22 protein-coding genes are annotated in these 25,430 nt (G+C 68.3%); 13 read left to right on the top strand and 9 right to left on the bottom strand.

All coding sequences use genetic code 11. The features are described from left to right. The first annotated feature begins 1 nt into the window (after position 1). Both ACFVJ3_RS13800 and ACFVJ3_RS13795 read left to right on the top strand, forming a co-directional pair. Positions 2-1,336: a DNA polymerase IV gene (locus tag ACFVJ3_RS13800; RefSeq protein WP_378452597.1), complete on the top strand. Its 1,335-nt coding sequence runs from the start codon at positions 2-4 to the stop codon at positions 1,334-1,336. Positions 1,337-1,488: 152 nt separating this feature from the next. Further along, complete coding sequence (locus ACFVJ3_RS13795) at positions 1,489-1,989, top strand: hypothetical protein (RefSeq protein WP_073368297.1); 501 nt, start codon at positions 1,489-1,491, stop codon at positions 1,987-1,989. A 102-nt stretch (positions 1,990-2,091) separates the two neighbouring features. On the opposite strand, the gene ACFVJ3_RS13790 is transcribed toward ACFVJ3_RS13795, so the two are convergent. After that, positions 2,092-2,844: a sensor domain-containing protein gene (locus ACFVJ3_RS13790; protein ID WP_378452552.1), complete on the bottom strand. Its 753-nt coding sequence runs from the start codon at positions 2,842-2,844 to the stop codon at positions 2,092-2,094. After that, the gene (locus ACFVJ3_RS13785; protein WP_378452551.1) at positions 2,844-3,797 is read right to left on the bottom strand and encodes a hypothetical protein; all 954 of its coding nucleotides are present in this window, start codon (positions 3,795-3,797) and stop codon (positions 2,844-2,846) included. The genes ACFVJ3_RS13790 and ACFVJ3_RS13785 overlap by 1 nt, the downstream gene beginning before the upstream one ends. A 51-nt stretch (positions 3,798-3,848) precedes the next feature. On the opposite strand from ACFVJ3_RS13785, the gene lspA reads away from it, so the two are divergent. The 5 genes from lspA to dnaE all read left to right on the top strand — a co-directional run bounded on the left by lspA (position 3,849) and on the right by dnaE (position 10,596). Then, positions 3,849-4,445: a signal peptidase II gene (gene lspA, locus ACFVJ3_RS13780; protein ID WP_378452550.1), complete on the top strand. Its 597-nt coding sequence runs from the start codon at positions 3,849-3,851 to the stop codon at positions 4,443-4,445. A gap of 14 nt (positions 4,446-4,459) precedes the next feature. Beyond that, positions 4,460-5,368 carry an RluA family pseudouridine synthase gene (locus ACFVJ3_RS13775; protein WP_378452549.1) on the top strand — a complete coding sequence of 303 codons (909 nt, stop codon included), beginning with the start codon at positions 4,460-4,462 and terminating at the stop codon, positions 5,366-5,368. 1 nt (position 5,369) lies between these two features. After that, positions 5,370-6,047, top strand: coding sequence for a hypothetical protein (locus ACFVJ3_RS13770; RefSeq protein WP_378452548.1), 678 nt, complete (start codon positions 5,370-5,372; stop codon positions 6,045-6,047). Next, a complete protein-coding gene (gene rarD / locus ACFVJ3_RS13765) occupies positions 6,044-6,961 on the top strand; it encodes an EamA family transporter RarD (protein WP_378452547.1) in 918 nt (305 codons plus the stop codon). The genes ACFVJ3_RS13770 and rarD overlap by 4 nt, the downstream gene beginning before the upstream one ends. Positions 6,962-7,059: 98 nt before the next feature. Continuing rightward, entirely contained in the window at positions 7,060-10,596 is a 3,537-nt protein-coding gene (gene dnaE / locus ACFVJ3_RS13760; protein WP_378452546.1) for a DNA polymerase III subunit alpha, read from the top strand. Between the two features lie 3 nt (positions 10,597-10,599). Here the strand turns inward: dnaE and ACFVJ3_RS13755 are convergent, their stop codons facing one another. Continuing rightward, on the bottom strand, positions 10,600-10,836 hold the full coding sequence (locus ACFVJ3_RS13755) for a hypothetical protein (protein WP_378452545.1): 237 nt from the start codon (positions 10,834-10,836) through the stop codon (positions 10,600-10,602). Between the two features lie 171 nt (positions 10,837-11,007). Here ACFVJ3_RS13755 and ACFVJ3_RS13750 point away from each other — a divergent pair, with 171 nt between their 5' ends. From ACFVJ3_RS13750 to ilvA, 3 genes are read left to right on the top strand one after another with little or no spacing between them, the layout of a single operon-like run. Beyond that, entirely contained in the window at positions 11,008-11,442 is a 435-nt protein-coding gene (locus ACFVJ3_RS13750; RefSeq protein ID WP_378452544.1) for a nitroreductase family deazaflavin-dependent oxidoreductase, read from the top strand. Between the two features lie 54 nt (positions 11,443-11,496). Then, positions 11,497-13,272 carry a pyruvate dehydrogenase gene (locus tag ACFVJ3_RS13745; RefSeq protein WP_378452543.1) on the top strand — a complete coding sequence of 592 codons (1,776 nt, stop codon included), beginning with the start codon at positions 11,497-11,499 and terminating at the stop codon, positions 13,270-13,272. Positions 13,273-13,315: 43 nt separating this feature from the next. After that, complete coding sequence (ilvA, locus tag ACFVJ3_RS13740; protein ID WP_378452542.1) at positions 13,316-14,668, top strand: threonine ammonia-lyase IlvA; 1,353 nt, start codon at positions 13,316-13,318, stop codon at positions 14,666-14,668. A 4-nt stretch (positions 14,669-14,672) separates the two neighbouring features. On the opposite strand, the gene ACFVJ3_RS13735 is transcribed toward ilvA, so the two are convergent. After that, on the bottom strand, positions 14,673-15,197 hold the full coding sequence (locus ACFVJ3_RS13735) for a TetR/AcrR family transcriptional regulator (protein WP_378452541.1): 525 nt from the start codon (positions 15,195-15,197) through the stop codon (positions 14,673-14,675). A gap of 125 nt (positions 15,198-15,322) precedes the next feature. Between ACFVJ3_RS13735 and ACFVJ3_RS13730 the strand changes: the two genes are divergently transcribed. Next, complete coding sequence (locus ACFVJ3_RS13730; RefSeq protein ID WP_378452540.1) at positions 15,323-16,888, top strand: MFS transporter; 1,566 nt, start codon at positions 15,323-15,325, stop codon at positions 16,886-16,888. Here the strand turns inward: ACFVJ3_RS13730 and treZ are convergent. Both treZ and ACFVJ3_RS13720 read right to left on the bottom strand, forming a co-directional pair. Further along, positions 16,855-18,588, bottom strand: a complete 1,734-nt coding sequence (gene treZ, locus ACFVJ3_RS13725) for a malto-oligosyltrehalose trehalohydrolase (RefSeq protein WP_378452539.1) — start codon at positions 18,586-18,588, stop codon at positions 16,855-16,857. The two genes, ACFVJ3_RS13730 and treZ, sit on opposite strands and share 34 nt — an antisense overlap. 40 nt (positions 18,589-18,628) lie before the next feature. Beyond that, on the bottom strand, positions 18,629-18,778 hold the full coding sequence (locus tag ACFVJ3_RS13720; RefSeq protein WP_378452538.1) for a hypothetical protein: 150 nt from the start codon (positions 18,776-18,778) through the stop codon (positions 18,629-18,631). A 109-nt stretch (positions 18,779-18,887) separates the two neighbouring features. On the opposite strand from ACFVJ3_RS13720, the gene ACFVJ3_RS13715 reads away from it, so the two are divergent. Further along, positions 18,888-19,076, top strand: a complete 189-nt coding sequence (locus tag ACFVJ3_RS13715; RefSeq protein ID WP_005247576.1) for a DUF1918 domain-containing protein — start codon at positions 18,888-18,890, stop codon at positions 19,074-19,076. A 91-nt stretch (positions 19,077-19,167) separates the two neighbouring features. Beyond that, a complete protein-coding gene (locus ACFVJ3_RS13710) occupies positions 19,168-19,794 on the top strand; it encodes a TetR/AcrR family transcriptional regulator (protein ID WP_378452537.1) in 627 nt (208 codons plus the stop codon). A 9-nt stretch (positions 19,795-19,803) separates the two neighbouring features. Here the strand turns inward: ACFVJ3_RS13710 and ACFVJ3_RS13705 are convergent, their stop codons facing one another. The 3 genes from ACFVJ3_RS13705 to glgX are packed head-to-tail and all read right to left on the bottom strand — an operon-like array spanning position 19,804 to position 25,429. Next, positions 19,804-20,745: an NADP-dependent oxidoreductase gene (locus ACFVJ3_RS13705; protein ID WP_378452536.1), complete on the bottom strand. Its 942-nt coding sequence runs from the start codon at positions 20,743-20,745 to the stop codon at positions 19,804-19,806. Positions 20,746-20,799: 54 nt separating this feature from the next. Continuing rightward, on the bottom strand, positions 20,800-23,157 hold the full coding sequence (gene treY / locus ACFVJ3_RS13700; RefSeq protein ID WP_378452535.1) for a malto-oligosyltrehalose synthase: 2,358 nt from the start codon (positions 23,155-23,157) through the stop codon (positions 20,800-20,802). A 13-nt stretch (positions 23,158-23,170) separates the two neighbouring features. Next, positions 23,171-25,429 carry a glycogen debranching protein GlgX gene (glgX, locus tag ACFVJ3_RS13695; protein ID WP_378452534.1) on the bottom strand — a complete coding sequence of 753 codons (2,259 nt, stop codon included), beginning with the start codon at positions 25,427-25,429 and terminating at the stop codon, positions 23,171-23,173. Position 25,430 lies beyond the last annotated feature (1 nt).

Raw genomic sequence — 25,430 nt, 5'->3', positions numbered from 1 at the left:
GGTGCTGCACCTCGACATGGACGCGTTCTTCGCGTCGGTCGAGCAGCTCACCCGGCCGACGCTCCGCGGCCGCCCGGTTCTCGTCGGAGGTCTCGGCGGCCGCGGTGTCGTCGCCGGGGCCAGCTACGAGGCGCGGGTGTTCGGCGCGCGTTCTGCCATGCCGATGCATCAGGCCCGCAGACTCGTCGGTCCGGGCGCGGTGGTGCTGCCGCCGCGGGGCCGCCTCTACGGCATGTTGAGCAAGTCCGTGTTCGACGCCCTCCGCGGTCCGATGCCGGTGCTCGAGCAACTGTCGATGGACGAGGCGTTCGGCGAACCCACCGAGCTGGCCGGGGCGGATGCGGGCACGGTGAAACGCTATTGCGAGGGACTGCGCGCTCTGGTGTTCGAGGAGACGGGACTCGTTGCGTCCATCGGCGCCGGGTCGGGCAAGCAGGTGGCCAAGATCGCGTCCGGTCTGGCCAAACCCGACGGGATCACGGTGATTCCCCCCGACGAGCAGCATGCGGTGCTGGACGAGCTCCCGGTGCGGAAGCTGTGGGGCATCGGCCCGGTCGCGGAGGAGAAGCTGAAGCGGCTCGGCATCGAGACCATCGGCGGTTTCGCGCGGACCCCGGAATCGGAGGTGGCGTCGATTCTGGGCACCACGGTCGGACCGGGCCTGCACCGGTTGGCGCAGGGCATCGACAATCGGCCCGTCGCCGAACGCGCCGAGTCCAAACAGGTCAGCGCGGAGACGACGTTCGCCACCGACATCGTCACGATGGCGGAGTTGCGGGGTGCCGTCGAGTCGAGCGCGGCGTCCGCGTTCGTGCGCCTGCAGAAGGACGGCCGGGCGGCGCGGACGGTGGTGCTGAAGCTGAAGAAGGCGGACATGAGCATCGTGACGCGCTCGGTCACGCTGCCCTACGCGACGCTCGACCGTCAGATCCTCGTCGCGGCGGCGCAGCGCCAGGTGATCGATCCGCTCGAACTCGGGCCGGTGCGTCTGGTCGGGGTCGGATTCGCCGGACTGTCGACGGTCCGCCAGGGCTCGCTGTTCCCCGAACTGGACCTGGACGTCCCGGGCTATCAGGAGTCGAAGATCACGGAGGCGGGCGCCGACGACGGCCTCTCCGCGCCCGTTCCCGCACCCGCCCGGGCGATCGACACGCGGTGGCATCCCGGTCTCGACGTGACGCACCCGGACTTCGGCCACGGCTGGGTGCAGGGGGCCGGCCACGGTGTCGTGACCGTCCGATTCGAAACGCGCACAACGGGTCCGGGGAAGGCGCGGACCTTCAAGGACGACGACGTACAACTCGAACGGGCCGATGTGGAAGGCTCTCTCGAGTGACCGGACCTCCCGCCCGGACGAAGGAGTGGAGACCGGCTCCACGAGAAGGTAGCCTCGGGCGCTGATGCTTACCCTTGGGTAATGTTGGCCCGGGTAGCGATAGATGCTCAGATCGTCCGAGAACGAACACCGAGAATGAAGAGGTTATTGAGTTGAAGCTTCGTAAGATCACGGTTGCCGGAGTAGCAATCGCCGCAGCCCTCACGATGTCTGCGTGTGGCTCGGACGAGAGCGACACGGCGACCAAGACCACGACGACGACTTCCGCAGCTGCCGAGACCTCGGAAGCCATCGAGGTGCCCACCGCGGCCGATCTCAACGCGCTTCTGGTGCAGGGCCTCGATCCGGCCACGCCGCTCGAGGTCAAGTCCGCGATGGTCGAGGGCTCGGAGCAGGATCCGCAGCTCATCAACCAGGTCGCCGCCGCCGCCAAGGCCAACAACGCCGAGGTCACCGTTCTCGACCCGGTCATCGACAACGGTGACGGCACCGCCAGCGGCCAGCTGCAGCTGACCGTCAACGGCCAGGTCCAGCAGGGTGGCGTTCCGGCCATCTTCGTTCCCGGCGAGAACGGAACATGGAAGCTGTCGAAGATCACCGCATGCCAGATCGTGTCGCTCGCGCAGCTGACCTCGCCTGCATGCCCTGCCTGATTCCGGGCCGAACCGCGCGGTCCTGACGGATCGCCGCGTTCTCGCACCGATGCCGGTGTCCCCTCGGGGACACCGGCATCGGTCGTTCGTGGCCTGGTCGGTTCAGCCGGCGGGTGCGGGCGCGAGCTTCGTCACGGCGGTGCTCGTCAGGTCGTCGAAGACGCCGGCGTCGATCGGATCCTGGCCCGTCGCGACCAGTTGGGTGACGGTGCTCCCGACGACGACGACCACCACGTCCGAGACGAGACTCACGCCCTCGCTGGTGGTGACGAGCCGGAACGCCACGGACGCATCACCCGCGGGTTGCTGCTCGCGGCCGCCGACCCGGTACTGCACCTGCACGCCGTCGGCGTCCGTGCCGGTGTACTCGGTGCATCCCGTCAGCCGGTCCTGCACCGCCGCGAAGGCCTGGGACGCGTCGGCGCCGGTGCCGTAGCTCGCCGCGTCCTGGTCGATGGTCGCGAAGTCCGGGCCGGTGAACCAGCCGGACGCCGACGCCACTGCGCCCGCTGGCTGGTCCGTGACGGGCGACAGTACGGTGCCGCATTCCGCGGGATTCGTGCTCGACTTGTCGGAGTCCGTCGACTCCGACGCGGGAGGCAGCCCGAGATCGTCCTCGGGATCGGGCACGGGGGTGAATCCGACGGGAAGGTCGCCGACGTCGAGGAGAGCCGCCTTCAGTGCGGCCTGATCGGCGAACGGTGTGCCCGCCGACCCCGGCGCTGCGGTCACCACCGGTCCGAGCGGCGCGAGTGAGGCGGTGGCGTCGGCGTCGCCGGACGCGTTCGACGAGCACGCCGACAGCGCGAGCACGGCGAACACGGAGCAGGAGGCGGCGACGGGTCCGCGGCGCATCAGGAACCCCACCGGACCGAGTTCGACGTGGTCTGGTGCAGGCGGGTGGCGCCCTCGGGGTCGCTGTATTCCTGGTCACCGCCCACGGTCACCGTCCCGGTCACCGGCAGCGGCAGGCCGAGGTCGACGGTGATGGTGCCCGAGCCCTGCATCACGTACTGGTCGACGTTCAGCGTGCCTGCCTCCCCGGGCAGCTCCCAGACGGGGGACTTCGGCTTCTGGTCGATCGTGTAGTCGACGGTGAGGCGGTTGCCGTCCCGGGCGGTCAGGGTGGCCACCGTGGTCTGGTCGAGGGCGATGCCGCTCATCACCTGCTGGCGGATCGTCCACTGGGCGCCCACACCGACGGGTTCCGCCGGAAACGGGACCGTGCGGTACACGGCCTGGTAGAACGCCTGCTCGATGGCGGAGCGGGCGATGTCCTGGGCCTCGGCGTCCGGTCGCAGTCGCAGCGCGGTGATCGCACCGGTCGGGTCGACCGTGAAGCCGGCGCCCGAACCGGCACTGGCTTCGAGCGCGCTGCCGAGGCGGTCGTCGGGGCTGGTGACGTCACCGAGAGTGAGGTCGACGGTGGTGCCGCCGTCTGTGTCGTCGGTGGCCTGCCCGACGGCGGCGGTGAGGGGGAGTGTGATCTCGGGTGAGGAGAAGTCCTGGGCGGGCTGGTCGTCGATCTGCTGGAACACCTGCGCGTCGGTGGTCAGCTGCACCTGCTGCGTGACCCCCACCGGCGGTCTGCGCTGGATCATGTCGCGCGGCTCCTCGCCGGGCTGGATCAGTTCGACGGTGGTGGCGGAGATCGGGACGGTCACTTCGGCGGGAGTGGACGTGGACCCTGCGGGGTTCGACTCCGAGGAGTCGCCGTCACCTCCGCACCCGGCGGTCAGAGCGACCAGGGAGAGGGTTGCGGCGAGTAGGCAGAATCCGGGTCGCAGAGCTTTCGAGAACAGTGGCACGCCCCCAGGTTAGTGCGCGCGGGAGCGCGTGAACGGAGGCTTGCCTCCGTAGTGGATGATGAACGGGTGAGTCAAGACCCCACGGCAGAGAACGAGACCGACGCCGAAGACCGAAACGACGGTGACCCGTCCGGCACCGCAGCGCCCGAGCCGGTGAAGCATCAGCGCAGGCTGCTGCTGTTCGTGATCGCAGGTACCGTCCTGGCTACGGACCTGCTGACGAAGATCCTCGCCGTCGCCAATATCGAGCCCGGCCGGCCGGTCTGGCTGATCGGGGACATCGTCTCGCTGCGGCTCGTGCGCAATCCGGGTGCGGCCTTCTCCATGGCCACCGGCATGACCTGGCTGCTCACGCTCGTCGCCGTGGGTGTGGTGATCGGTGTCGTCCGCATCGGCCGCACGCTGCGGTCGCCGTGGTGGGCGCTCGGTCTGGGGCTGGTACTCGGGGGCGCCCTCGGCAACCTCGTCGACCGGTTCTTCCGGGCACCGGGAGTGATGCAGGGTCACGTCGTCGATTTCGTCTCCGTCGGCTGGTGGCCGGTGTTCAACGTGGCGGATTCCGGCATCGTGTGCGGTGCGATCCTGCTCGTCGTGCTCACACTGATAGGGCTGGAACCGGACGGAACACGTAAGGGGGTAGAGAAGTGAGGGAAACACGGTCGATGCCGGTCCCGGACGGGCTCGAAGCGATGAGGGTCGACGCCGGCCTCGCTCGACTGCTCGGTCTGTCGCGTACCGCGGTGGCTCAGCTCACCGAGGAAGGTTCGGTGCTGGTCGACGGCGCTCCCGTCGGCAAGTCGGATCGCCTGTCTGCAGGCACCTGGCTCGAGGTGGAACTGCCCGAACCGCCGCGTCCGCTGACCATCGAGGCGGAACCCGTCGAGGGCATGGAAATCCTGTACGCCGACGACGACGTGGTCGCCGTCGACAAACCGGTGGGGGTCGCCGCCCACGCCAGCGTGGGCTGGACCGGTCCGACGGTGATCGGCGGTCTCGCCGCCGCGGGCTTCCGGATTTCGACGTCCGGTGCGCACGAGCGCCAGGGCATCGTGCACCGGCTGGACGTCGGCACGTCCGGAGTGATGGTGGTGGCCACGTCGGAACGCGCCTACACACTCCTCAAGCGCGCATTCAAGCAGCGGACCATCGACAAGCGGTACCACGCGCTGGTGCAGGGTCACCCGGATCCGAGCAGCGGAACCATCGACGCGCCGATCGGCAGGCACCGCAGCAACGACTGGAAGTTCACCGTCACCGCGGACGGCAAGCCCAGCATCACGCACTACGACACGGTCGAAGCGTTCCAGGCGGCGAGTCTGCTGGACATCCACCTCGAAACGGGTCGGACGCATCAGATTCGCGTCCACTTCGCCGCACTGCGGCACCCGTGTTGCGGCGACCTCACGTACGGGGCCGATCCGCGGCTGGCGGAACGTCTCGGGCTGGAGCGGCAATGGCTGCACGCCCGGTCGCTCGGTTTCGCGCATCCCGCGGACGGGCGATGGGTCGAGATCACGTCCAAGTACCCGAAGGATCTCGAGGACGCTCTCGGGGTTCTGCGGGCGAGCTGAGGTGAGGCGCCCGCACCCGAGCGGTACCGCGGTGCCGGCAGTGCTCATCGCCGTCGTCCTGATCGCGGTGACGGTCGTGCTCGGAGCACTGCATCCCGTTCGGCGCGCGCCCGTGTCGACGGACACGCTGGGCCCGGACAACGGGGAAGTGGTGGCCGACTACCTGGCCCGGGCGGGCCGATCGCTCGACGCGGCGGACGGGCTCCGAGAACACTGGGCGCTGGTCTCGTTCACGCGTCCGGTGACGACGGAGGTCGTCCGGGACGTCACGTCCGGCACCCGGGTGTCGCAGGTTCTCTTCCGCGTGCCCCTGGACCGAGTGCAGACACCCCTCGTTCCCGTGTCCGTCGCGGCAGGCGATGCGGCGCTCGCACGGGCGAGCGTCCTGGCCGCCGGACGCGCCCAGGCGATGACGGGCGAGACGGAGCGGCAGGCGCAGATCGCGGCGGTGTCGTCGGCGCAACTCGCCCGGAACTGCGCCTGCGTGATCGGTGTCGTCGTCCGCGGTGATCACGACGCCCTCACCGCGCTGCGGTCCGCCCCGGACGTCCGGGCGGTCGAGGCACTCGGAGCCGACGCCGTCGCCGGGCGGTTCGCCGTGCGCCCGCTGTTGCCGGAGCAGGTCGAGATCGTGGTGCCCGGCCCCGACGACGGGGTCGTCCCGGGGAGCGGCTCGTGAAGGCGAGGCAGGCGGAAACCGTGGGCGCCGCCTGCGGAGTCGGAGCCTACGTGCTGTGGGGCGCGTTCCCGGCGTTCTTCGGATTGCTCGGCCCGGCCGGGTCGGTGGAGATCCTCGCGCACCGGGTGGTGTGGACGCTCGCGCTCATGTTCGTCGTCCTCGCGGTCTCGGGCCGGCTCCGGTCGCTGCGCGGGCTGAGCGTGCGCACCTGGCTGCTGGTCACGGCCGCGTCGACGGCCATCGCGGTGAACTGGGGCACCTACATCTACGGGGTCACCTCGGACCGGGTGGTCGAGACCGCCCTCGGCTACTTCATCAACCCGTTGGTGAGTGTGCTGCTCGGGGTCGTGATCTTCCGGGAACGGCTCGTGCCCGCCCAGATCGTCGCGCTCGCGCTCGCCGCCGTCGCGGTGATCGTGATCACCGTCGACTACGGGCATCCGCCGTACATCGCGCTCACCCTGGCCGCGTCGTTCGCGCTGTACGGGCTGTGCAAGAAGGTGATGCCGCTCGACCCGCGGACGAGCCTCACCGCCGAGGGGATCGTGGCCGCGCCCGTCGCGATCGGCTACCTCGTGTTCCTCGCTCTCACCGGGGCAGGGACGTTCCTCGGGTCCGGGCTGGATCACACCCTGCTGCTGATGGCCGCGGGACCGGTGACCGCGCTGCCGCTGTTGCTGTTCGGCGCGGCCGCGCAACGGGTGCCGTTGCGCACACTCGGCATGCTGCAGTACCTGACGCCGGCGCTGCAGATGGCGTGGGGCGTCGCCGTTCTCCACGAGGACATGCCCGCGTCGCGGTGGATCGGTTTCGCGCTGATCTGGGTGGCACTCGCGATCTTCAGTACCGATGCGCTGGTACGGGTCCGGCGCGAGCGGCGAAAGATCGAACCGTCCCAGGCGCCCGTCCAGTAACTCGCGTCACGACTTCTCCGACACCCGCCGTCGGCGACCGGTGCTGTCGGTCCGAGGGCCTACACTCGTGAGGCTCCCAGACCTTCAGAGAGGCGCACGTGGCTGACTCGTTCGTACATCTGCACAATCACACCGAGTACTCGATGCTCGACGGTGCGGCCAAGGTCGGCCCCCTGTTCGAAGAGGCCGAACGACTGGGGATGTCGGCGGTGGGCATGACCGACCACGGCAACATGTACGGCGCCAGCGAGTTCTACAACGTGGCGAAGAAGCAGGGCATCAAGCCGATCATCGGCATCGAGGCGTACGTCGCGCCCGAGTCCCGCTTCAACACCAAGCGCGTGCTGTGGGGCGACCGCAGCCAGAAGTCCGACGACGTCTCCGGTAGCGGTGCGTACACCCACATGACGATGGTCGCGGAGAACGCGACCGGTCTGCGGAACCTGTTCAAGCTGTCCTCGCTCGCGTCGATCGAGGGCCAGCTCGGCAAGTGGGCGCGGATGGACGAAGACCTCATCGCCACCCACCACGAGGGCATCATCGCGACTACGGGCTGCCCGTCCGGTGAGATCCAGACACGGCTGCGACTCGGCCACGACCGCGAGGCGCTCGAGGCCGCCGCCAAGTGGCAGGAGATCTGGGGCAAGGACAACTTCTTCCTCGAGCTGATGGACCACGGACTGTCGATCGAGAGGCGGGTGCGTGAGGGCCTGCTCGAAATCAGCAAGAAGCTCGAGATTCCGCCGCTCGCCACCAACGACTGCCACTACGTCACCAAGGAAGCCGCGGAGAACCACGAGGCGCTCCTCTGCATCCAGACCGGTAAGACACTGTCCGACCCCACTCGGTTCAAGTTCGACGGCGACGGCTACTACCTGAAGCCGGCCGCGGAGATGCGGGCGTTGTGGGACGACCAGGTGCCCGGCGCGTGCGACAACACACTGCTGATCGCCGAGCGGGTGCAGCCGTACGACGACGTGTGGGCGCACCACGACCGGATGCCGATCTTCCCGGTCCCCGAGGGCGAGACACAGGGCACCTGGCTGCGCAAGGAAGTCATGCGCGGACTGGACCGCCGGTTCCCCGACGGACCGCCGGAGGAGTACCTCGCCCGCGCCGACTACGAGATCGGCGTCATCCTCGAAATGGGTTTCCCCGCCTACTTCCTCGTCGTCGGCGACCTCATCAACCACGCCCGGGACGTCGGTATCCGCGTCGGTCCCGGCCGAGGCTCGGCGGCCGGTTCGCTCGTCGCCTACGCGATGGGCATCACCAACATCGACCCCATTCCGCACGGCCTGCTGTTCGAGCGGTTCCTGAACCCCGAGCGCGTGTCGATGCCCGATATCGATATCGACTTCGACGATCGCCGTCGCGGCGAGATGGTGCGCTACGCGACGGACAAGTGGGGCAGCGACCGCGTCGCCCAGGTCATCACGTTCGGCACCATCAAGACGAAGGCGGCCATCAAGGACTCCGCCCGAGTCCAGTTCGGCCAGCCCGGATTCGCGATCGCCGACCAGATCACCAAGGCGCTGCCGCCGCCGATCATGGCCAAGGACATCTCGGTGTCCGGCATCACCGACCCGAACCACGAGCGCTACAAGGAAGCGGTGGAGGTTCGCGCCCTCATCGACTCCAACCCGGACGTCGCGAAGATCTACCAGACGGCCAAGGGACTCGAGGGCCTGATCCGCAACGCCGGCGTCCACGCGTGCGCGGTGATCATGTCGTCCGAGCCGCTGATGGACGCGATTCCCGTGTGGAGGCGCGCCCAGGACGGCGCCATCATCACCGGCTGGGACTACCCGTCGTGCGAGGCCATAGGCCTGCTGAAGATGGACTTCCTCGGGCTGCGGAACCTCACCGTCATCGGCGACGCGATCGACAACATCAAGGCCAACCGCGGCGTCGACCTCGACCTCGACACCCTGGCGCTCGACGACGACGCCACGTACGAACTGCTTTCGCGTGGAGATACTCTCGGTGTATTCCAGCTCGACGGCAGTGCGATGCGCGACCTGCTGCGCCGCATGCAGCCCACCGGCTTCGAGGACATCGTGGCGGTGCTCGCGCTGTACCGGCCCGGTCCGATGGGCATGAACGCGCACAACGACTACGCCGACCGCAAGAACGGGCGGCAAGAGGTCAAACCCATCCACCCGGAGCTCGAGGAGCCCCTGAAGGAGATCCTGGCCGACACGTACGGCCTGATCGTCTACCAGGAGCAGATCATGCAGATCGCCCAGAAGGTGGCCGGGTACTCGCTCGGACAGGCCGACATTCTCCGCCGAGCCATGGGTAAGAAGAAGCTGTCGGTCCTGGAGGAGGCCTACGCCGGTTTCCGCGAGGGCATGCTCACCAACGAATTCTCCGAACCCGCCATCAAGGCACTGTGGGACACCATCCTCCCGTTCGCCGGATACGCGTTCAACAAGTCGCACGCCGCCGGGTACGGGCTGGTGTCGTTCTGGACCGGGTACCTCAAGGCCAACTATCCGGCCGAGTACATGGCCGGTCTGCTCACCTCGGTCGGTGACGACAAGGACAAGGCCGCCATCTACCTGGCGGACTGCCGCAAGATGGGGATTACGGTGCTGCCGCCGGACGTCAACGAATCAGAGGTCAACTTCGCCTCCGTCGGTGAGGACATCCGGTTCGGCATGGGCGCCGTCCGCAACGTCGGCGCCAACGTCGTGGGCTCGATCATCAAGGCGCGCAAGGAAAAGTCCAAGTTCGTCGACTTCTCCGACTACCTCAACAAGATCGACGCCGCCGCCTGCTCCAAGAAGGTCACCGAGTCGCTGATCAAGGCGGGCGGGTTCGACTCGCTGGGCCACCCGCGCAAGGGGCTCATGCTCGTCCACGCCGACGCCATCGACGCGGTGATGGGCACCAAGAAGGCGGAGGCGATCGGACAGTTCGACCTGTTCGGCGGCGACGACGCCGACGAATCGATCTCCTCGGTGTTCAACGTGAAGATCCCCGAGGAGGAGTGGGACTCGAAGCACCGATTGGCGCTGGAACGGGAGATGCTGGGACTGTACGTGTCCGGGCACCCGCTCAACGGCGTCGAACACGTGCTGTCGGCGCAGTCCGACACCGCGATCCCGACCATCCTCGAGGGCGACATCAAGGACGGCACCCAGGTCACCGTCGGCGGCATCCTCGCGTCGGTGAACCGGAGGATCAACAAGAACGGTCTCACCTGGGCGTCCGCGCAGCTCGAGGATCTGACCGGTGGTATCGAGGTGCTGTTCTTCCCGCAGGCCTACTCGGTCTACGGGATGGACGTCACGGAGGACTCCGTCGTGCTCGTCAAGGCACGCGTGTCGATCCGGGATGACCGGATCTCACTCATCGCCAACGACCTTGCGGTGCCGGACCTCTCGGCGGTGGGGGTCGCGAAGCCGCTGGCGGTCAGTCTGCCGCTGCGTCAGTGCACCAAGGACAAGCTCGGCGCGCTGCGTCAGGTGCTCACGCGCCATCCGGGCACGTCGGACGTGCACGTGCGGTTGATCGGCGGCACCGAGGTCACGTTGTGGAAGGTGGACGACGTGCTCCGGGTGGAACCGTCGTCGGCGTTGATGGGCGATCTCAAGGCGCTGCTCGGACCGAGCTGCCTGTCCGTGTGACGGCTAGGGGCGCGGCGGGAAGAGGCGCCGCGCCCACCACACCACGACCGCCACCGCGGCGGCGGTGAGGACGGCCGCCTGCAGCGTCTGGGTGACGACAAGGATCGTGGCGAAGACCAGCAGCGCGACCGCCAGGGCTTCCAGCTTGTAGAGGGGCCACTCGGTGCCGGCGAGATCGACGGTCCGGGCTCGGTCGCTGCGGCGAACGTCGCGGCGCACCCATGCGTCGTGTGTCGTCATCGCAGGTCACCTCACTGGTGCGGGTCGGGGGTACGGACGTCCCCCGCGTGGGATCAGGCTACTCGGAACCCGGAGTTCGGCGCAACGAACAAACGGATGTGGTTCTTCGCATGTGGGCTCGTTCGGCGGAATCGGTGGCGCGTTCTCGCGGATCAGGTGTTGACTGGATGCATGCCACTCACAGGTGAATACGAGCCCAGTCCGTCCAAGTGGGCAGCAGATCAGGCCGAGTTGATGGAATCCACCGACGGAGCCAAGGGCACGACGCTGGGCGGCAGGCCCGTCATCCTGCTGACCACGCGCGGCGCGAAGTCCGGCAAACTCCGCAAGACGCCGTTGATGCGTGTCGAACACGACGGGACGTACGCGATCGTCGCCTCGCTCGGCGGCGCCCCCAAGAATCCGGTCTGGTACTACAACGTGAAGGCCGAACCGCACGTCGAACTCCGCGACGGCTCGACCACACAGGACATGGTGGCCCGTGAGGTGACGGGTGACGAGAAGGCCGCGTGGTGGGAACGCGCCGTCGCCGCGTTCCCGGACTACGCCGACTACCAGAAGAAGACTGATCGGGAGATCCCGGTGTTCGTGCTCGAAACCGCCTGACGGCCGCACCGCCGCTGTCCTTCGCCGTTCGACCGTCCCCCGACCGGAGGCCCGATGAGAGCGAAAACCGTTGCCGATCAGCTGGTACGTCAACTCCAGGACGCCGGCGTCCAGCGGATCTACGGAATCGTGGGCGACAGCCTCAATCCCATCGTCGACGCGGTCCGGCGTTCGGGCGGCGCGGCGAAGGGCGGAATCGACTGGATCCACGTGCGTCACGAGGAGTCCGCGGCGTTCGCCGCGGCCGCGGAAGCGCAGGTCACCGGCAAGCTGGCGGTCTGCGCCGGCTCGTGCGGCCCGGGAAACCTGCACCTGATCAACGGTCTGTACGACGCGGACCGCTCGGGGGCGCCGGTACTCGCGATCGCGGCGCAGATCCCGAGCGAGCAGATCGGACTCGGCTTCTTCCAGGAGACCCACCCGGACCGCCTGTTCGTCGAGTGCTCCCGGTACGCGGAGCTGATCGGAAGTCCCGCTCAGGCGCCGCGCGTGACGGCGTCCGCCATCGCGCACGCGACCGCGCTGTCCGGCGTCGCGGTGATCACGCTGCCGGGCGACATCGCGGACCGCCCCGCCGAGGGAAATGCGCCGTCGGTGCCGCGCACCGGCGCCCCGGCGATCGTGCCCGACCAGGCGGACGTGCAGGCGCTCGCCGACGCAGTGAACGCGGCGGGAAAGGTTGCGATCTTCGCCGGTGAGGGTGTGCGGGAGGCTCGCGAGGAGTTGCTGAGCCTGGCCGGCACGATCGGTGCGCCGATCGGCCACACGCTTCGCGGCAAGGAATGGATTCAGTACGACAACCCCTTCGACGTCGGAATGACCGGACTGCTGGGATACGGGGCGGCGCACGACGGGATGCATGGCGCCGACCTCTTGCTGCTCGTCGGAACGGACTTCCCGTACAACCAATTCCTGCCCGACGGAGTCCGCACCGCGCAGATCGACTGGGCGGCACAGCGAATCGGCCGAAGAACGAACGTCGATCTGGCGGTGCACGGCGACGTGGCGAGCACACTGCGTGCCCTCGCCCCGTTGATCCGGCGGAAGGACGATCGCCGATTCCTCGACGACATGCTCGAGAAGCACCGGACGCTGATGAACAAGGTGGTCGGCGCGTACACGAAACCCGCCAAGCAGCGCATCCCGATCCACCCCGAATATGCGGCGTCGATCCTCGACGACCTCGCCGCCGAGGATGCGATCTTCACCACCGACACGGGAATGTCGAACGTCTGGACGGCGCGCTACCTGACGCCGAACGGGTCGCGGCGGTTCCTGTCCTCGGCTCTGCACGGATCGATGGCGAACGCCCTGCCGCACGCCATCGGCGCGCAGGTGTGCGCGCCCGGCAGGCAGGTGGTGTCCGTGTCGGGCGACGGCGGGCTGTCGATGCTGCTGGGGGAATTGGTGACGGTCGCGATGTACCGGCTCCCGGTCAAGATCGTGGTGTTCAACAATTCCACTCTGGGGATGGTCAAGCTGGAGATGCTGGTGGACGGGCTGCCGGATTTCGGGGTGGACGTCGCGCCCGTCGACTACTCGGCGGTGGCGTCGGCACTGGGCATCTTCGCCCGCCGGATCGAGGATCCGGCCGACATCGAATCGGGCCTGCGGCAGGCGTTCGACCACGACGGACCGGCGCTCGTCGATCTGGTCACGGACCCGCTGGCGTTGTCGCTGCCGCCGACGATCACGGGCGGGCAGGTCACCGGTTTCGCGTTGGCGCTGTCGAAGATGGTGATGAACGGGGGCGTCGGCGAGGCCGTGAAGATGGCGAAGTCGAACGTCCGCAATGTGCCGCGACCGTCCCAGTTCGATCCGCGCGGCTGAACCCGACTGGTATCCCATGGCTGGAGAGTGGGAACATATCCGGGTGTCCACATCGCCCGATACCGCAGCCCAGAACATCACCTCGCCCCTGACAGTGGGCGACATCGACGCGGCCATCGAGCGAATTTCCCACGTGATCGACGCGACCCCATTGCAGCGGAGCGAGCGACTGTCGTCGCTGACCGGCGCGAACGTCTACCTCAAGCGCGAAGACCTGCAGGTCGTCCGCTCCTACAAGCTGCGCGGCGCCTACAACCTCATGGCCCAGCTCGATGCCGGCGAGCGTGCGGCCGGAGTGGTGACGGCCAGCGCGGGCAACCATGCGCAGGGCGTCGCGTTCGCCTGCCGGACAATGGAAATCACGGGCCGCATCTACGTTCCGTCGAACACCCCCAAGCAGAAGCGTGATCGCATCCGTGCGCACGGCGGCGAGTTCGTCGAGCTGATCCTGACGGGGGAGACGTACGACGCCGCAGCGGCCGCGGCCGCCGCCGACGTGCGGCGGACGGGCGCGACGATGGTTGCGCCGTTCGACGACGCCCGTACCGCGGCCGGACAGGGCACCATCGCCGCCGAGATCCTCGCGCAGCTCGGCGCGGCCCCCGATTCCGTACTGGTCCCCGTCGGTGGTGGCGGGTGCATCGCCGGCATCGCCACGTATCTGCATGCGCATGCACCCCGGACGGCCATCGTCGGGGTGGAACCGACGGGGGCTGCGTCGATGACGGCGGCTCTGGTGGCCGGTGGTCCCGTGACGTTGACGGAGATCGACCCGTTCGTCGACGGCGCGTCGGTGAAGCGCGTCGGCGACCTTCCTTACGCCGTGGTGTCCGCCCTGGGCGCCGAGGTGGTGACGCACACGTCGCTGGGCCAGGCCGACCGGTCCACCACGATCCGGCTCGATCCCGAGAGCTTCGTGATGGCCAACCTCGACGAGGGTGCGCTGTGCACCGCGATGCTCGAGCTGTACCAGAACGAGGGCATCATCGCCGAGCCCGCAGGTGCCCTGTCGGTTGCGGCCCTCGGGAACATCACGTTCGAGCCGGGATCCACGGTGGTGTGCCTGATCTCCGGCGGCAACAACGACGTCTCGCGGTACGGCGAGATCCTGGAACGCTCGCTGGTGAATCTCGGCCTGAAGCACTACTTCCTCGTCGACTTCCCGCAGGAGCCGGGTGCGCTGCGCCGCTTCCTGGACGAGGTGCTCGGCCCCGAGGACGACATCACCCTGTTCGAGTACGTGAAGCGCAACAACCGGGAGACCGGCGCCGCCCTGGTGGGTATCGAACTCGGTAAGGCCGAGGGACTCGGCGAGCTGCTCGAGCGGATGGAGCAGTCCCGGATGCAGGTGGAACGCCTGGAGCCGGGGAGCCCCGCGTACCGCTACCTCACCTGAGCCGCTACTTCTGCAGCAGCCGCGCGACGACCTTCTTGTACAGCTCGGGCTCGGGCATGGGGAGCCCGAGCAGAGCGGCTAGGTAGATGCCGTCGCCGACGAGGCGCACGATCTCGGCCTGCACGGGATCGTCGATCTCGCTCTGGAGACCTTCGTCCCAGCCGCGCATCACTTCGGTAACGGCCTTCTGGATCTCGTCGTGCTGACCGTCGACGCTCCGTAGCGCGGCGATGGTCGAACGGTAGAGGGCGAGTTCCTCGGTGGTGCTCGCGTCGGGAACCTGCAGATACCACTCGGACAGCGAGGTGCCGCCGGACACGGCGTCGGCGAGCTGGGCGTCGGCCCGCTCGCCGAGCCGGCGCACCATCGCGGCGAGAAGCGCTTCCTTGCTGGGGAAGTGGTAGAGCAGTCCGCCCTTGGACACCCCGGCCTCCGCAGCGACGGCTTCGAGGGTTACCTGGGCTATTCCCACGTCGAGCAGCAGCTTCTCGAGGGCGTCGAGTATTCGATCGCGCGTACCGGCAGCCATGGTGAGGGACTGTACCCGGGAAATAACTTTACCGTCCGGACGGTTCACGGTAATGTATCGGAACTGTACCGGCTGGACGGTTCTCGCCGTGCCAGCTCTCGAATCGGAAAGTCGCAGGAAGATAAATGTCTGTCTCCACGGATCGCGGGATCAACGACGCCTACGGCGCTCCAGGTCAGTCCTCCGCATCACGCCGAGACTGGCTCGGATTGGTCGTCCTGGCCTTCGCCGTCCTCCTGATCGCCGTCGACGGCACAGTGCTCGACCTCGCACTGCCGTTCATCAGCGCCGACCTCGAACCCAGCAGCACGCAGCTGCTGTGGATCATCGACGTCTACTCGTTCGTCCTCGCCGGCCTGCTCATCACGATGGGCACGCTCGGCGACCGGATCGGACGGCGTCGTCTGCTGCTCCTCGGCGCCGCCGGATTCGGTATCGCCTCGCTGATCGCGGCGTGGTCGCCGACACCCGAGATGCTGATCGCGGCCCGTGTTCTGCAGGGAATCTCGGGTGCGACGCTGATGCCCGCGACACTCGGTCTGATCCGCACGATCTTCGTCGACCCGCGCCAGCGGACCCTCGCCATCGGCGTGTGGGGTGCGATGGCCGGTGGCGGCACCGCGGCGGGCCCGCTGATCGGCGGCTGGCTGCTCGAGCACTTCTGGTGGGGCTCGGTGTTCCTGATCAACATCCCCGTGATGCTGGTTCTGATCGCCGTGGGACCGCTCGTGATCCCCGAGTCCAAGGACCCTGCCCCGGGGCGCTTCGACCTGCTCAGCGCCGCGCTGTCGATGACGACGATGCTGCTGCTGGTGTACGCGGTCAAGGAGACCGTGGTGCACGGTGTCGACCCGGTGCTCCTCGCCGTCGGACTCGTCGGTGTCGTGTCCGGTGTGGTGTTCGTGCGCAGGCAGAAGGCGATGAAGGACCCGATGATCGACATCGGCCTGTTCGCCAAACCGGCGTTCTCGACCGCCGTCCTCACCAACCTGCTGTCCATCTTCGCGCTGGCCGGTGTGCTGTTCTTCGGTTCGCAGTACCTGCAGTTGGTGCTGGGTAACAGCGCGTTCGAGTCGGGCGTGCTGATGCTGCCCGGCATGCTGATGAGCGCGGTCACCGCACTCGCGGCGGCCTGGATGGTGCGCCGGTGGGCCACCTCGCACGTGCTCGGCGGCGGTCTCGCGATCGCGGCTGTGGGTGCGGCACTGATGCTCACACTCGGCGTGGACGGTGCCCCGACGATGTTCGTGATCGGCTTCGGCCTCGCCGGCGCCGGTGTCGGTATCGCACTGACCCTGACGTCCGACCTCGTGGTCAGCGCCGTCGAGCCCGAACGGGCCGGCGCCGCCTCCGCGGTGTCCGAGACCGCATACGAACTCGGTATCGCACTCGGTGTCGCAGTACTCGGCAGCGTCGTCATGGCGATCTTCCGGAACGGCCTCGACACGTCGATGCTGCCGCCGGAACAGGTCGAGCCCGCGCAGGGCACGCTCGGCGCCGCGGTCGCGGAGGCCCAGCACCTCCCGGAGACGGCCCGGGCGGTGTTCCTGGAGTCCGCGCAGTCGGCGTTCGTCGACGGCATGCACGTCGCCGCCGGCGCGACGGCCGTGATCCTGTTCGCGACCGCGATCCTCGTCCTGCGGATGCTGCGGGACCGTCAGGGCGAGCTGTCGAGCACTACGAACGAGTGACCCGGTAGCACCGTCGCCGACGCGGTCTCGTCCTGCGTCGGCGGCTCCCACCACAGCACGGGGGAGCCGCCGACCGGGACAGTCACCGGTTCGGCACCCAGATTGCACGCGATACGAAGTGCGCCGCGGTACACAACGATCCACTGCTCCGCCTCGTCGTAGTCGACGGACAGGTTCTCGAGCCACGGGTCCGTCAGCTCGGCGCGCTCCCGTCGCAGGTGCAGCAACGAGCGATAGCAGTCGAGCAGCCGGGCATGCGGTTCGCGGACCAGTTCGTCCCAGTCGAGCTTGGACCGCTCGAACGTCTCCGGGTCCTGGGGGTCGGGAACGTCGTCCGTGCTCCAGCCGTGCTCCGCGAACTCCGCCTTGCGCCCCTCCGCCGTCGCCCGCGCCAGTTCCGGTTCGGGGTGGGAGGTGAAGAACTGGAACGGGGTGCTCGCACCCCACTCCTCACCCATGAACAGCATCGGCGTGAACGGCGAGCACAGCACGAGCGCGGCCTTCACGGCGAGCTGCCCGGAATCGAGATACGTGCCGGGGCGGTCGCCGATCGCCCGGTTGCCGATCTGATCGTGCGTGCACGTGTACGTGACCAGCGAACTGGCCGGGGTCCGGCGGGTGTCCAGCGGCCTGCCGTGAGTGCGACCGCGGAACGTCGAGAACGTGCCCGCGTGGAACCACCCCTGACGCAGGGTGTCGGCGAGGCAGGCCATCGAACCGAAATCTCCGTAATAGCCCTGCCTCTCGCCCGAGACGGCGGCGTGGATGGCGTGATGCACGTCGTCGTCCCACTGGGCGTCGAGTCCGCAGCCGCCTGCCGACCGCGACGTGATCAGGCGCGGATCGTTGAGGTCGCTCTCGGCGATGAGCGTCAGCGGCCGCCTCAGGTGCGCGGACAGCCGGCGGGTCTCGATGGCCAGGTCTTCGAGAAGGTGGGTGGCGGTGTGGTCGACGAGCGCGTGGACCGCGTCGAGGCGGAGCGCGTCGATGTGGAACTCGCGGAACCACCGCAGCGCGTTGTCGATGATGTAGCGGCGTACCTCGCCGCTGTCCGGTCCGTCGAGATTGATGCTCCGGCCCCATGTGTTGGCGCCCTGCGCCAGGTACGGGCCGTACCGGTCGAGGTAGTTGCCGGACGGTCCGAGGTGGTTGTACACGGCGTCGAGGACCACGCCGAGACCGCGGGCGTGGCACGCGTCGACGAGAGTCTGCAACCCGTCCGGCCCGCCGTAGCCCTCGTGCACCGTGTACCAGAGAACGCCGTCATATCCCCAGTTGTGGGTGCCGTTGAAACCGTTGACGGGCATCAGTTCCACGAAATCGACGCCGAGCTCGACGAGGTGGTCGAGCCGGTCGACGGCGGCCGCGAACGTGCCCTCCGGAGTGAACGTGCCGACGTGCAGTTCGTAGACGGCGGAGCCGGCGAGCTGCCGCCCGGTCCACCGCGAATCGGTCCAGAGGCTCTCGTCGAGGGTGTGGAGTCGGGACGCGCTGTGCACGCCGTCGGGCTGTCGCGGCGACCGGGGGTCGGGAAGTGGGGTGTCGCTGTCGTCGAGGAGGAACGCGTATCGGGAATCGGGCGATGCGTCGACGTCGGCTCGCCACCACCCGTCCGGTGACGGGGTCATGTCGTGGCGTCGGCCGTCGACCTCCACGCGGACGGATTCCGGAATCGGGGCCCATACCTCGAATGTGTGCACCCGATCAGCATGCCTCGACGCGGCGGGCCGCGCAGGACAGTCAGCTCTCGGGCGTGCCGGAGTCCTCGACCTCCTCGATGATCTCGGCGCCGAGAACTGACAAACGGTGTTCCTCGGCGTCCTGCACGGTGCCGAAGTCGTGCTCCTCGAGCACGTTACGGTCCTTGTCGAGGTATCGGTACGTAGCCATGTCCCCACGATGGCACACGGCGGCAGAGATGGCGGCGAGTCGGCCCTTTCGCCCCGGTTCCGGAAGTAGCAAGCTGAGAGTACGGACTCGAACGTCGCGAGGAGCAGTCATGCACGTAGCAGTGGGAGACCGGTTGCACGTTCAGGGCAGGGTGGTCGGAGTGCACGAGACGACCGCCGAGGTCGTGGAGGTACACGGAGAGAACGGCGAACCGCCCTATCTCGTCCGGTACGACGACGGCCACGAGGCGCTCGTGTTTCCCGGATCCGATGCCTGGGTGGAACACCCGAAGTCGTAGGTATCGGGCGTTTCGCCTGGTTGATGCGCGGCGAAACGCTGTGTCACATTGGCTGCACGATTGATGTATCGAATGCGTCTATCGTGAGCCCATGCCCGGAACCGCCAAGAGGTCCTACAGTTCGCCGCTGCGTGCGGAATCGGCGCGCCGGACCCGTCTCCTCGTCCGGGATGCCGCGGCCCGGCTGTTCATCGGACGTGGATACGTCAGCACGACGGTGCGGAACGTGGCCGAGGCCGCCGGGGTGTCGAACCGCACGGTGTTCACCGCATTCCCCGGAGGCAAGGCGGAACTGTTCCACGAGGCACTGCACGCGGCCATCGAGGGTGATACCGCCGCGGCCCACACGCCCGTGCCCCGGGACGGCGACCCGGTCGAACGGATCCTCGACCAGATGGTGGGATTCAGCACCGACGTCCTGGAGCGGGCCGGGACCCTGATGACGACGTCGATCGAATCCTCGGGAGCGGACGACGACATGCGGCGGTTCGCAGACGAGGGAGCGCGGGCCTCGGCCGAGAATGCGATGACGCTCGCCGAGGGACTCGCCGCGCACGAACTGCTGCGTCCCGAGATCTCGGTCCAGCGGGCCGCCGACGTGCTGTTCACGGTCGTGTCGCCGCAGGTGTACTCGATGCTGCGCCGGCAGTGCGGGTGGGACGTAGACGAGTATCGGAACTGGGTGAAAGCGACGATCCGGGCTAGTCTGCTCCACTGATGGTTCCGCTTACGGCAGCAGGATGAACTTGCCCGCCGCGTGCGGCTTCCGAAGATCGGCGTGAGCGCGCGCCGCCTCGGACAGCGCGTACGTGCGCGCGACGCGCACCCGCACATCCCCGTTGCCCGCGAGGTCGACGAGGAAGACGCGGGCCCGCTTACGCGGTTCCATCCCTTCCGGCCCCAGCGCGCCCACGATCCGGAAACCGGCGTCGGCCGGCCGGGGCCCGGGAACTGTCGTCACCAACCGCGACCCGTCCTGCACCAGGTCCACGGACACGTCGATCGCCTCGTCACTGCCCGCGGTATCGATGACGGCATCCACCCCGTCCGGTGCCAGGACGCGGACCCGATCGCCCAGGCCGGCGCCGTAGGACACGGGCGTCGCGCCGAGCGAGCGGACGTAGTCGTGGTGCTCGGGGCGCGCCGTGCCGATGATCGTGGCACCGCGGGCCCGCGCCAACTGCACGACGAACGAGCCCACGCCGCCGGCCGCTCCGTGCACGAGCAGGAGGTCGCCTGCGCCGACGTGCGCCGTGTCGAGGGTGTCGACCGCGGTGGCACCCACCGCGAGAAGTCCGGCAGCCTCGTTCCACGGCAACGACGCCGGTTTCGGGATCACCGAATCACCGGACACGACAAGCCGATCCGCGTACGCCTCGGCCACCGGATACACGATCACCTCGTCGCCCACCGAGATCGGGCCCACCGGCCCCGCCGCGGTGTCGCCCACCTCGCCGACGACGCCCGCAGCCTCACTACCCAGCCGCATCGGCAAGGCGTCCGGGTCGGCGCCGAACGCGCCGCTGTAGAGCTTGTAGTCGATCGGGTTGACCCCGATGGCGCGAACGTCGACCACCACCTCGCCGGGGGCGGGACTCACAACCTCCGCGTCGACGACCGCGAGGACCTCCGGCCCTCCGTATGCCCGGGCAACCACACGTCGCGACATACAACAGCCAGTACCCCTGTGAGTACTTATTAACCGCGGGCGGTTGAGAAGTACTCACAGGGCAAGAAGCGAAACGGGATAGCGGGCGAACAGTGTCGACGTGTCGACGCGGCCGCCAGAGTACGTCGCGGACGTGAGCAGGTCGGTCCAGGTGCCGTCCGGGAGGGGCACGGTGGTGTCGCCCCAGCCGCGTTGCTCCAGACCGACGGTGTGCCGGGTGGCCAGTGCCACGACGTCCGGCGCCCACCCTTGCTGTCCGCGGGCGAAGCCGATCAGATGCTCCGCCGCGGTCCCCGACGCGAAGACCGGCGTGTAGGTCCCGCCGACGAAACTGTCCGGACGTTCCCGGCGCAAGCGCAATGCCGCCCGGACGACGTGCATCTTCGCCGCGCCCGTCGCATCGAGCGGAGGAGTGTCGAGTCCCGCGAGCACGGTCCGTCGTACGTCGTAGTCCACGGGACGGCGATTGTCCGGGTCGACGAGCGAGTCCTCCCACAGCTCGGTTCCCTGGTACACGTCAGGGATCCCGGGTCCACACAGCTGCAGGAGCTTCTGACCGAGTGAGTCCGACCAGGCGTGCGGGGCCAGCTGGGTGCACAGCGAACCGAGCGCCTTGCCGACCGTGCCGTCGATCACCGTGTCCAGCCAGCCGTGGAGGTCGCGCTCGAACTCCTCGTTCACGTCGTGCCACGACGTTCGGGTCCCGGCCTCGCGGACCGCTTTCTCCGCGTAGGCGTGGACACGGTCGCGGAAGTCGGGCACGTCGCCCGCGGCCCGGCCGTCGACCGGCCACACCCCGAACAGGTTCTGCCACAGGAACAGTCCGGTGACGGGATCCGGGCTGGGTGCGATGCGTTCCCACTGATCGACGCATTCCGCCCACAGGTCCGGCACCTGCGACAGGATGCCGATCCGGGCCCGGACGTCCTCCCCGCGCTTGGTGTCGTGCGTCGAGAGCGTCGTCATCGCCCGCGGCCACCGGGTGGCTCGCTCGGCTGCGGCCAGGTGGAATTCGGCGGGGGAGATGCCGACGTTCGCCGGATTGCCACCCACCTCCTGCAGCGACACCAGCCGGGCGGTGCGGTAGAACAGGCAGTCTTCCACGGACTTCGCCATCACCGCGCCGCACACCTGCTGGAAGCGGGTGGCCGCCTCACCGCCGGCGATCAGGGCGGCGGCGAGGGCGGACAGCGCGTCGGACCGTTGCGGTTCGCGCCGCGCGGCGTCGCCGATCACGCGCTTCGCCAGCCCGGCCAGCGGACTGTAGTCGGATCGGTACACGGGCATGGCGGCGACGACGTCCACGACGGCGTCGCGCAGGTCCGCATCGCTGCAGTCGGTGCCGGTCTCGGCGCGGACGGCGCGGACGAGGCGCCGGATCTCCGGGTCGAGAATGGTGCCGGCGACGTCGCGTTTGATCGCGGTTTCGTGCTCGTGAATCCATGTCGCGTCGCCCCGGTCACCCGTGCGGGACGCAGACAGGGCAGTGAGCGCGGGAGCTCCTGACGCGTCGACGAAGACGCCGCCGAGTTCGGCCAGTGCGTCGTAGCCGGTGGTCCCCTCGATCGGCAGGTGGTCGTCCAATGGTTCGGTGTGGCCGAGGATCTTCTCGATCACGAGCCACCGGTCCGCGCCGATCACGCCGCGCAGCCGGTCGAGGTACTCGGCCGGATCGGACAACCCGTCGGGATGGTCGATGCGCACTCCGTCGATCAACTCGTCCGCCACCCAGCTCCGCAGTTCTCGGTGCGAGGCCTCGAACACGCGCGGGTCTTCCTGACGGATGCCGGCCAGTTCGCTGACCGCGAAGAATCGGCGGTACCCGATGAGCCCGGAGTCCCACGGGACCAGGCGGTAGGACTGCGCGTCGTGCACCGCCTTCGGCTCGGTGGCGTCGGTGCCGGGACTGATCGGGAAGCGGTGCTCGTAGAACGCGAGCAACGGCTCGGGTCCCGAGTGGTCGACGGTCAGCGACTCGAGATCGGCGTCCGATCCGAGGACGGGCAGCGCGAGCCGGCCGCCTACGCCGTTGTCGTCGCTCCAGTCGATGTCGAAGAACTCGGCGTACTCGGAGCGGCGACCGTGCGTGAGAACGTCCCACCACCACGCGTTCTCACGCGGATTCGCGACACCCACATGGTTGGGGACGAGGTCGACGACGAGGCCCATGCCGCGGCCCCGCACCTCTTTCGACAGTGCGGCCAGCGCATCCCGCCCGCCGAGCGCGGGTGACACGCGGGTCACGTCGGTGACGTCGTAACCGTGGGTCGACCCGGTGGTGGCCGTCAGGATCGGCGACAGATAGACGTGCGAGATCCCGAGGTCGTCCAGGTAGTCGGCGACGGTGGCGGCATCCGACAGGGTGAAGCAGTCACCGCGCAGTTGCAGCCGGTAGGTGGCCGTGATCGACATCGTCGTCCCCGGCTCAGGCGGTCCGGCGCAGCACGACCAGCGACCGGGCCTCGACCTGCAGCGGATTCCCGGCCTTGATCACCGCTTCCTTCGCTCCCGTCGGGACGGCGGTGTCGAGCACGATCGCCCATTCGTCGGCGTAGTCGGAGTTGGGCGTGGAGAACTCGATCTCCTCGTCGTGGGCGTTGAAACACAGCAGGAACGAGTCGCCGACCACCCGCTCACCGCGGTGGTTGGGTTCGGGGATGCCCTCGCCGTTGAGGAAGACCGCCAGGGACTTCCCGAAGCCGCTGTCCCAGTCCTCGGGGGTCATCTCCTCACCGGCCGGGGTGAGCCACGCGATGTCGCGGGTCTGGTCACCGCTGCGGATGGGGGTGCCCTCGAAGAACCGGCGACGACGGAACACCGGATTCTTCATGCGCAGCGCGATCACCCGTTTGGTGAACTCGACGAGGTCGGCGTTGGAGTCCGCCAGCGACCAGTCCATCCACGACAGTTCCGAGTCCTGGCAGTACACATTGTTGTTGCCCTGCTGGGTGCGGCCCATCTCGTCGCCGTGCGCCAGCATCGGCGTCCCCTGGCTGAGCAGCAGGGTGGCCAGGATGTTGCGACTCTGCCGTCCGCGCAGATCGAGGATCTCCGGGTCGTCCGTCGGTCCCTCGACACCGCAGTTCCAGGACCGGTTGTGGCTCTCGCCGTCGTTGTTGCCCTCGCCGTTGGCGTCGTTGTGCTTCTCGTTGTACGACACCAGGTCATGCAGGGTGAACCCGTCGTGGGCGATGACGAAGTTGATGCTCGCGCCGGGGCGGCGCCCGGTCGCCTCGTAGAGGTCGGAGGAGCCGGTGAGCCGGGACGCGAACTCGCCGAGCGTCGCCGGTTCGCCGCGCCAGTAGTCGCGCACCGTGTCCCGGTACTTGCCGTTCCACTCCGTCCACAGGCCCGGAAAATTGCCCACCTGGTACCCGCCCTCGCCGATGTCCCACGGTTCGGCGATGAGCTTGACCTGGCTGACGATCGGATCCTGCTGGACGAGGTCGAAGAACGCGGAGAGCCGGTCGACGTCGTGCAGTTCACGGGCGAGCGTGGACGCGAGGTCGAACCGGAATCCGTCGACGTGCATCTCGGTGACCCAGTACCGCAGCGAGTCCATGATCAGTTGCAGCGTGTGCGGGTGCCGGGCGTTGAGACTGTTCCCGGTGCCCGTGTAGTCCATGTAGTGCTCGGCGTCGCCGTCGACGAGCCGGTAGTAGGCGGCGTTGTCGATGCCGCGGAACGAGATGGTCGGACCGAGGTGGTTGCCCTCGGCGGTGTGGTTGTAGACGACGTCGAGGATGACCTCGATGCCCGCCTCGTGGAACGAGCGGACCATCGCCTTGAACTCCGACACCGCGGCGCCCGGCTTCTCCGCCGACGAATACCCGGTGTGCGGGGCGAGGAACCCGAACGTGTTGTAGCCCCAGTAGTTCCGCAGCCCCTTGTCGAGCAGCGTCTGATCGTGCATGAACTGATGCACCGGCATCAGTTCGATCGCGGTGACGCCGAGGTCGACGAGGTGGTCGATGATCACCGGATGCGCGAGGCCCGCATACGTGCCGCGAAGCTCTTCCGGCACACCGGGATGCGTCGCCGTCATGCCCTTGACGTGGGCCTCGTAGATCACGGTGTCGTGGTACGGGTGTTTCGGTGCGCGGTCGGCAGCCCAGTCGAAGAACGGGTTGATCACCACCGTCGTCATCGTGTGGCCGAGCGAGTCGTGTCCGGGCAGTCCCGGCGCCGAGACGTCGTCCTCGGCGTCCGCTACGAGCTCGGCGTCGTCCTCGGCCTCGATGTCGTCGTCCGTGTCGATGATCAGGGCGGCGTCCTCCGATTCCTCGGGGGCGGGCTCGGCGGGTGCCTCGATATCGTAGGAGAACAGGGACCGGTCTCCGTCGAACTCTCCGTCGAACGCCTTGCCGTAGGGGTCGAGGAGGAGCTTGCTGGCGTCGCAGCGGTGCCCGGCCGCGGGATCCCAGGGGCCGTGGATCCGGTACCCGTACCGCTGACCGGGGACGACGGTCGGTAGGTACGCGTGCCATACGTAGCCGTCGACCTCGTCGAGGCGCACGCGTGTCTCCGTGCCGTCCTTCGCGATCAGGCACAGGTCGACCGCCTCGGCGACCTCGGAGAACAAGGAGAAGTTCGTCCCGGCCCCGTCGTACGTGGCACCCAGGGGGTAGGCGCTGCCGGGCCACACGGGAATGGGCGTGGTTCCGGTCGACTCGCTTGCTTCCATA

The organism is Rhodococcus sp. NPDC127593, from assembly GCF_042671975.1.
Classification (GTDB): domain Bacteria; phylum Actinomycetota; class Actinomycetes; order Mycobacteriales; family Mycobacteriaceae; genus Rhodococcus_F.
This window is presented reverse-complemented; position numbering and strand designations above follow the sequence as displayed.

Coding starts and splice junctions, on each gene's coding strand:
- ACFVJ3_RS13720 (WP_378452538.1), bottom strand. CDS start 18,778: ATGGCTACGTACCGATACCTCGACAAGGACCGTAACGTGCTCGAGGAG.
- ACFVJ3_RS13730 (WP_378452540.1), top strand. CDS start 15,323: ATGTCTGTCTCCACGGATCGCGGGATCAACGACGCCTACGGCGCTCCA.
- ACFVJ3_RS13710 (WP_378452537.1), top strand. CDS start 19,168: ATGCCCGGAACCGCCAAGAGGTCCTACAGTTCGCCGCTGCGTGCGGAA.
- ACFVJ3_RS13750 (WP_378452544.1), top strand. CDS start 11,008: ATGCCACTCACAGGTGAATACGAGCCCAGTCCGTCCAAGTGGGCAGCA.
- ACFVJ3_RS13755 (WP_378452545.1), bottom strand. CDS start 10,836: ATGACGACACACGACGCATGGGTGCGCCGCGACGTTCGCCGCAGCGAC.
- ACFVJ3_RS13745 (WP_378452543.1), top strand. CDS start 11,497: ATGAGAGCGAAAACCGTTGCCGATCAGCTGGTACGTCAACTCCAGGAC.
- ACFVJ3_RS13775 (WP_378452549.1), top strand. CDS start 4,460: ATGCCGGTCCCGGACGGGCTCGAAGCGATGAGGGTCGACGCCGGCCTC.
- treY (WP_378452535.1), bottom strand. CDS start 23,157: ATGTCGATCACGGCCACCTACCGGCTGCAACTGCGCGGTGACTGCTTC.
- ACFVJ3_RS13715 (WP_005247576.1), top strand. CDS start 18,888: ATGCACGTAGCAGTGGGAGACCGGTTGCACGTTCAGGGCAGGGTGGTC.
- ACFVJ3_RS13705 (WP_378452536.1), bottom strand. CDS start 20,745: ATGTCGCGACGTGTGGTTGCCCGGGCATACGGAGGGCCGGAGGTCCTC.
- ACFVJ3_RS13735 (WP_378452541.1), bottom strand. CDS start 15,197: ATGGCTGCCGGTACGCGCGATCGAATACTCGACGCCCTCGAGAAGCTG.
- ACFVJ3_RS13790 (WP_378452552.1), bottom strand. CDS start 2,844: ATGCGCCGCGGACCCGTCGCCGCCTCCTGCTCCGTGTTCGCCGTGCTC.
- glgX (WP_378452534.1), bottom strand. CDS start 25,429: ATGGAAGCAAGCGAGTCGACCGGAACCACGCCCATTCCCGTGTGGCCC.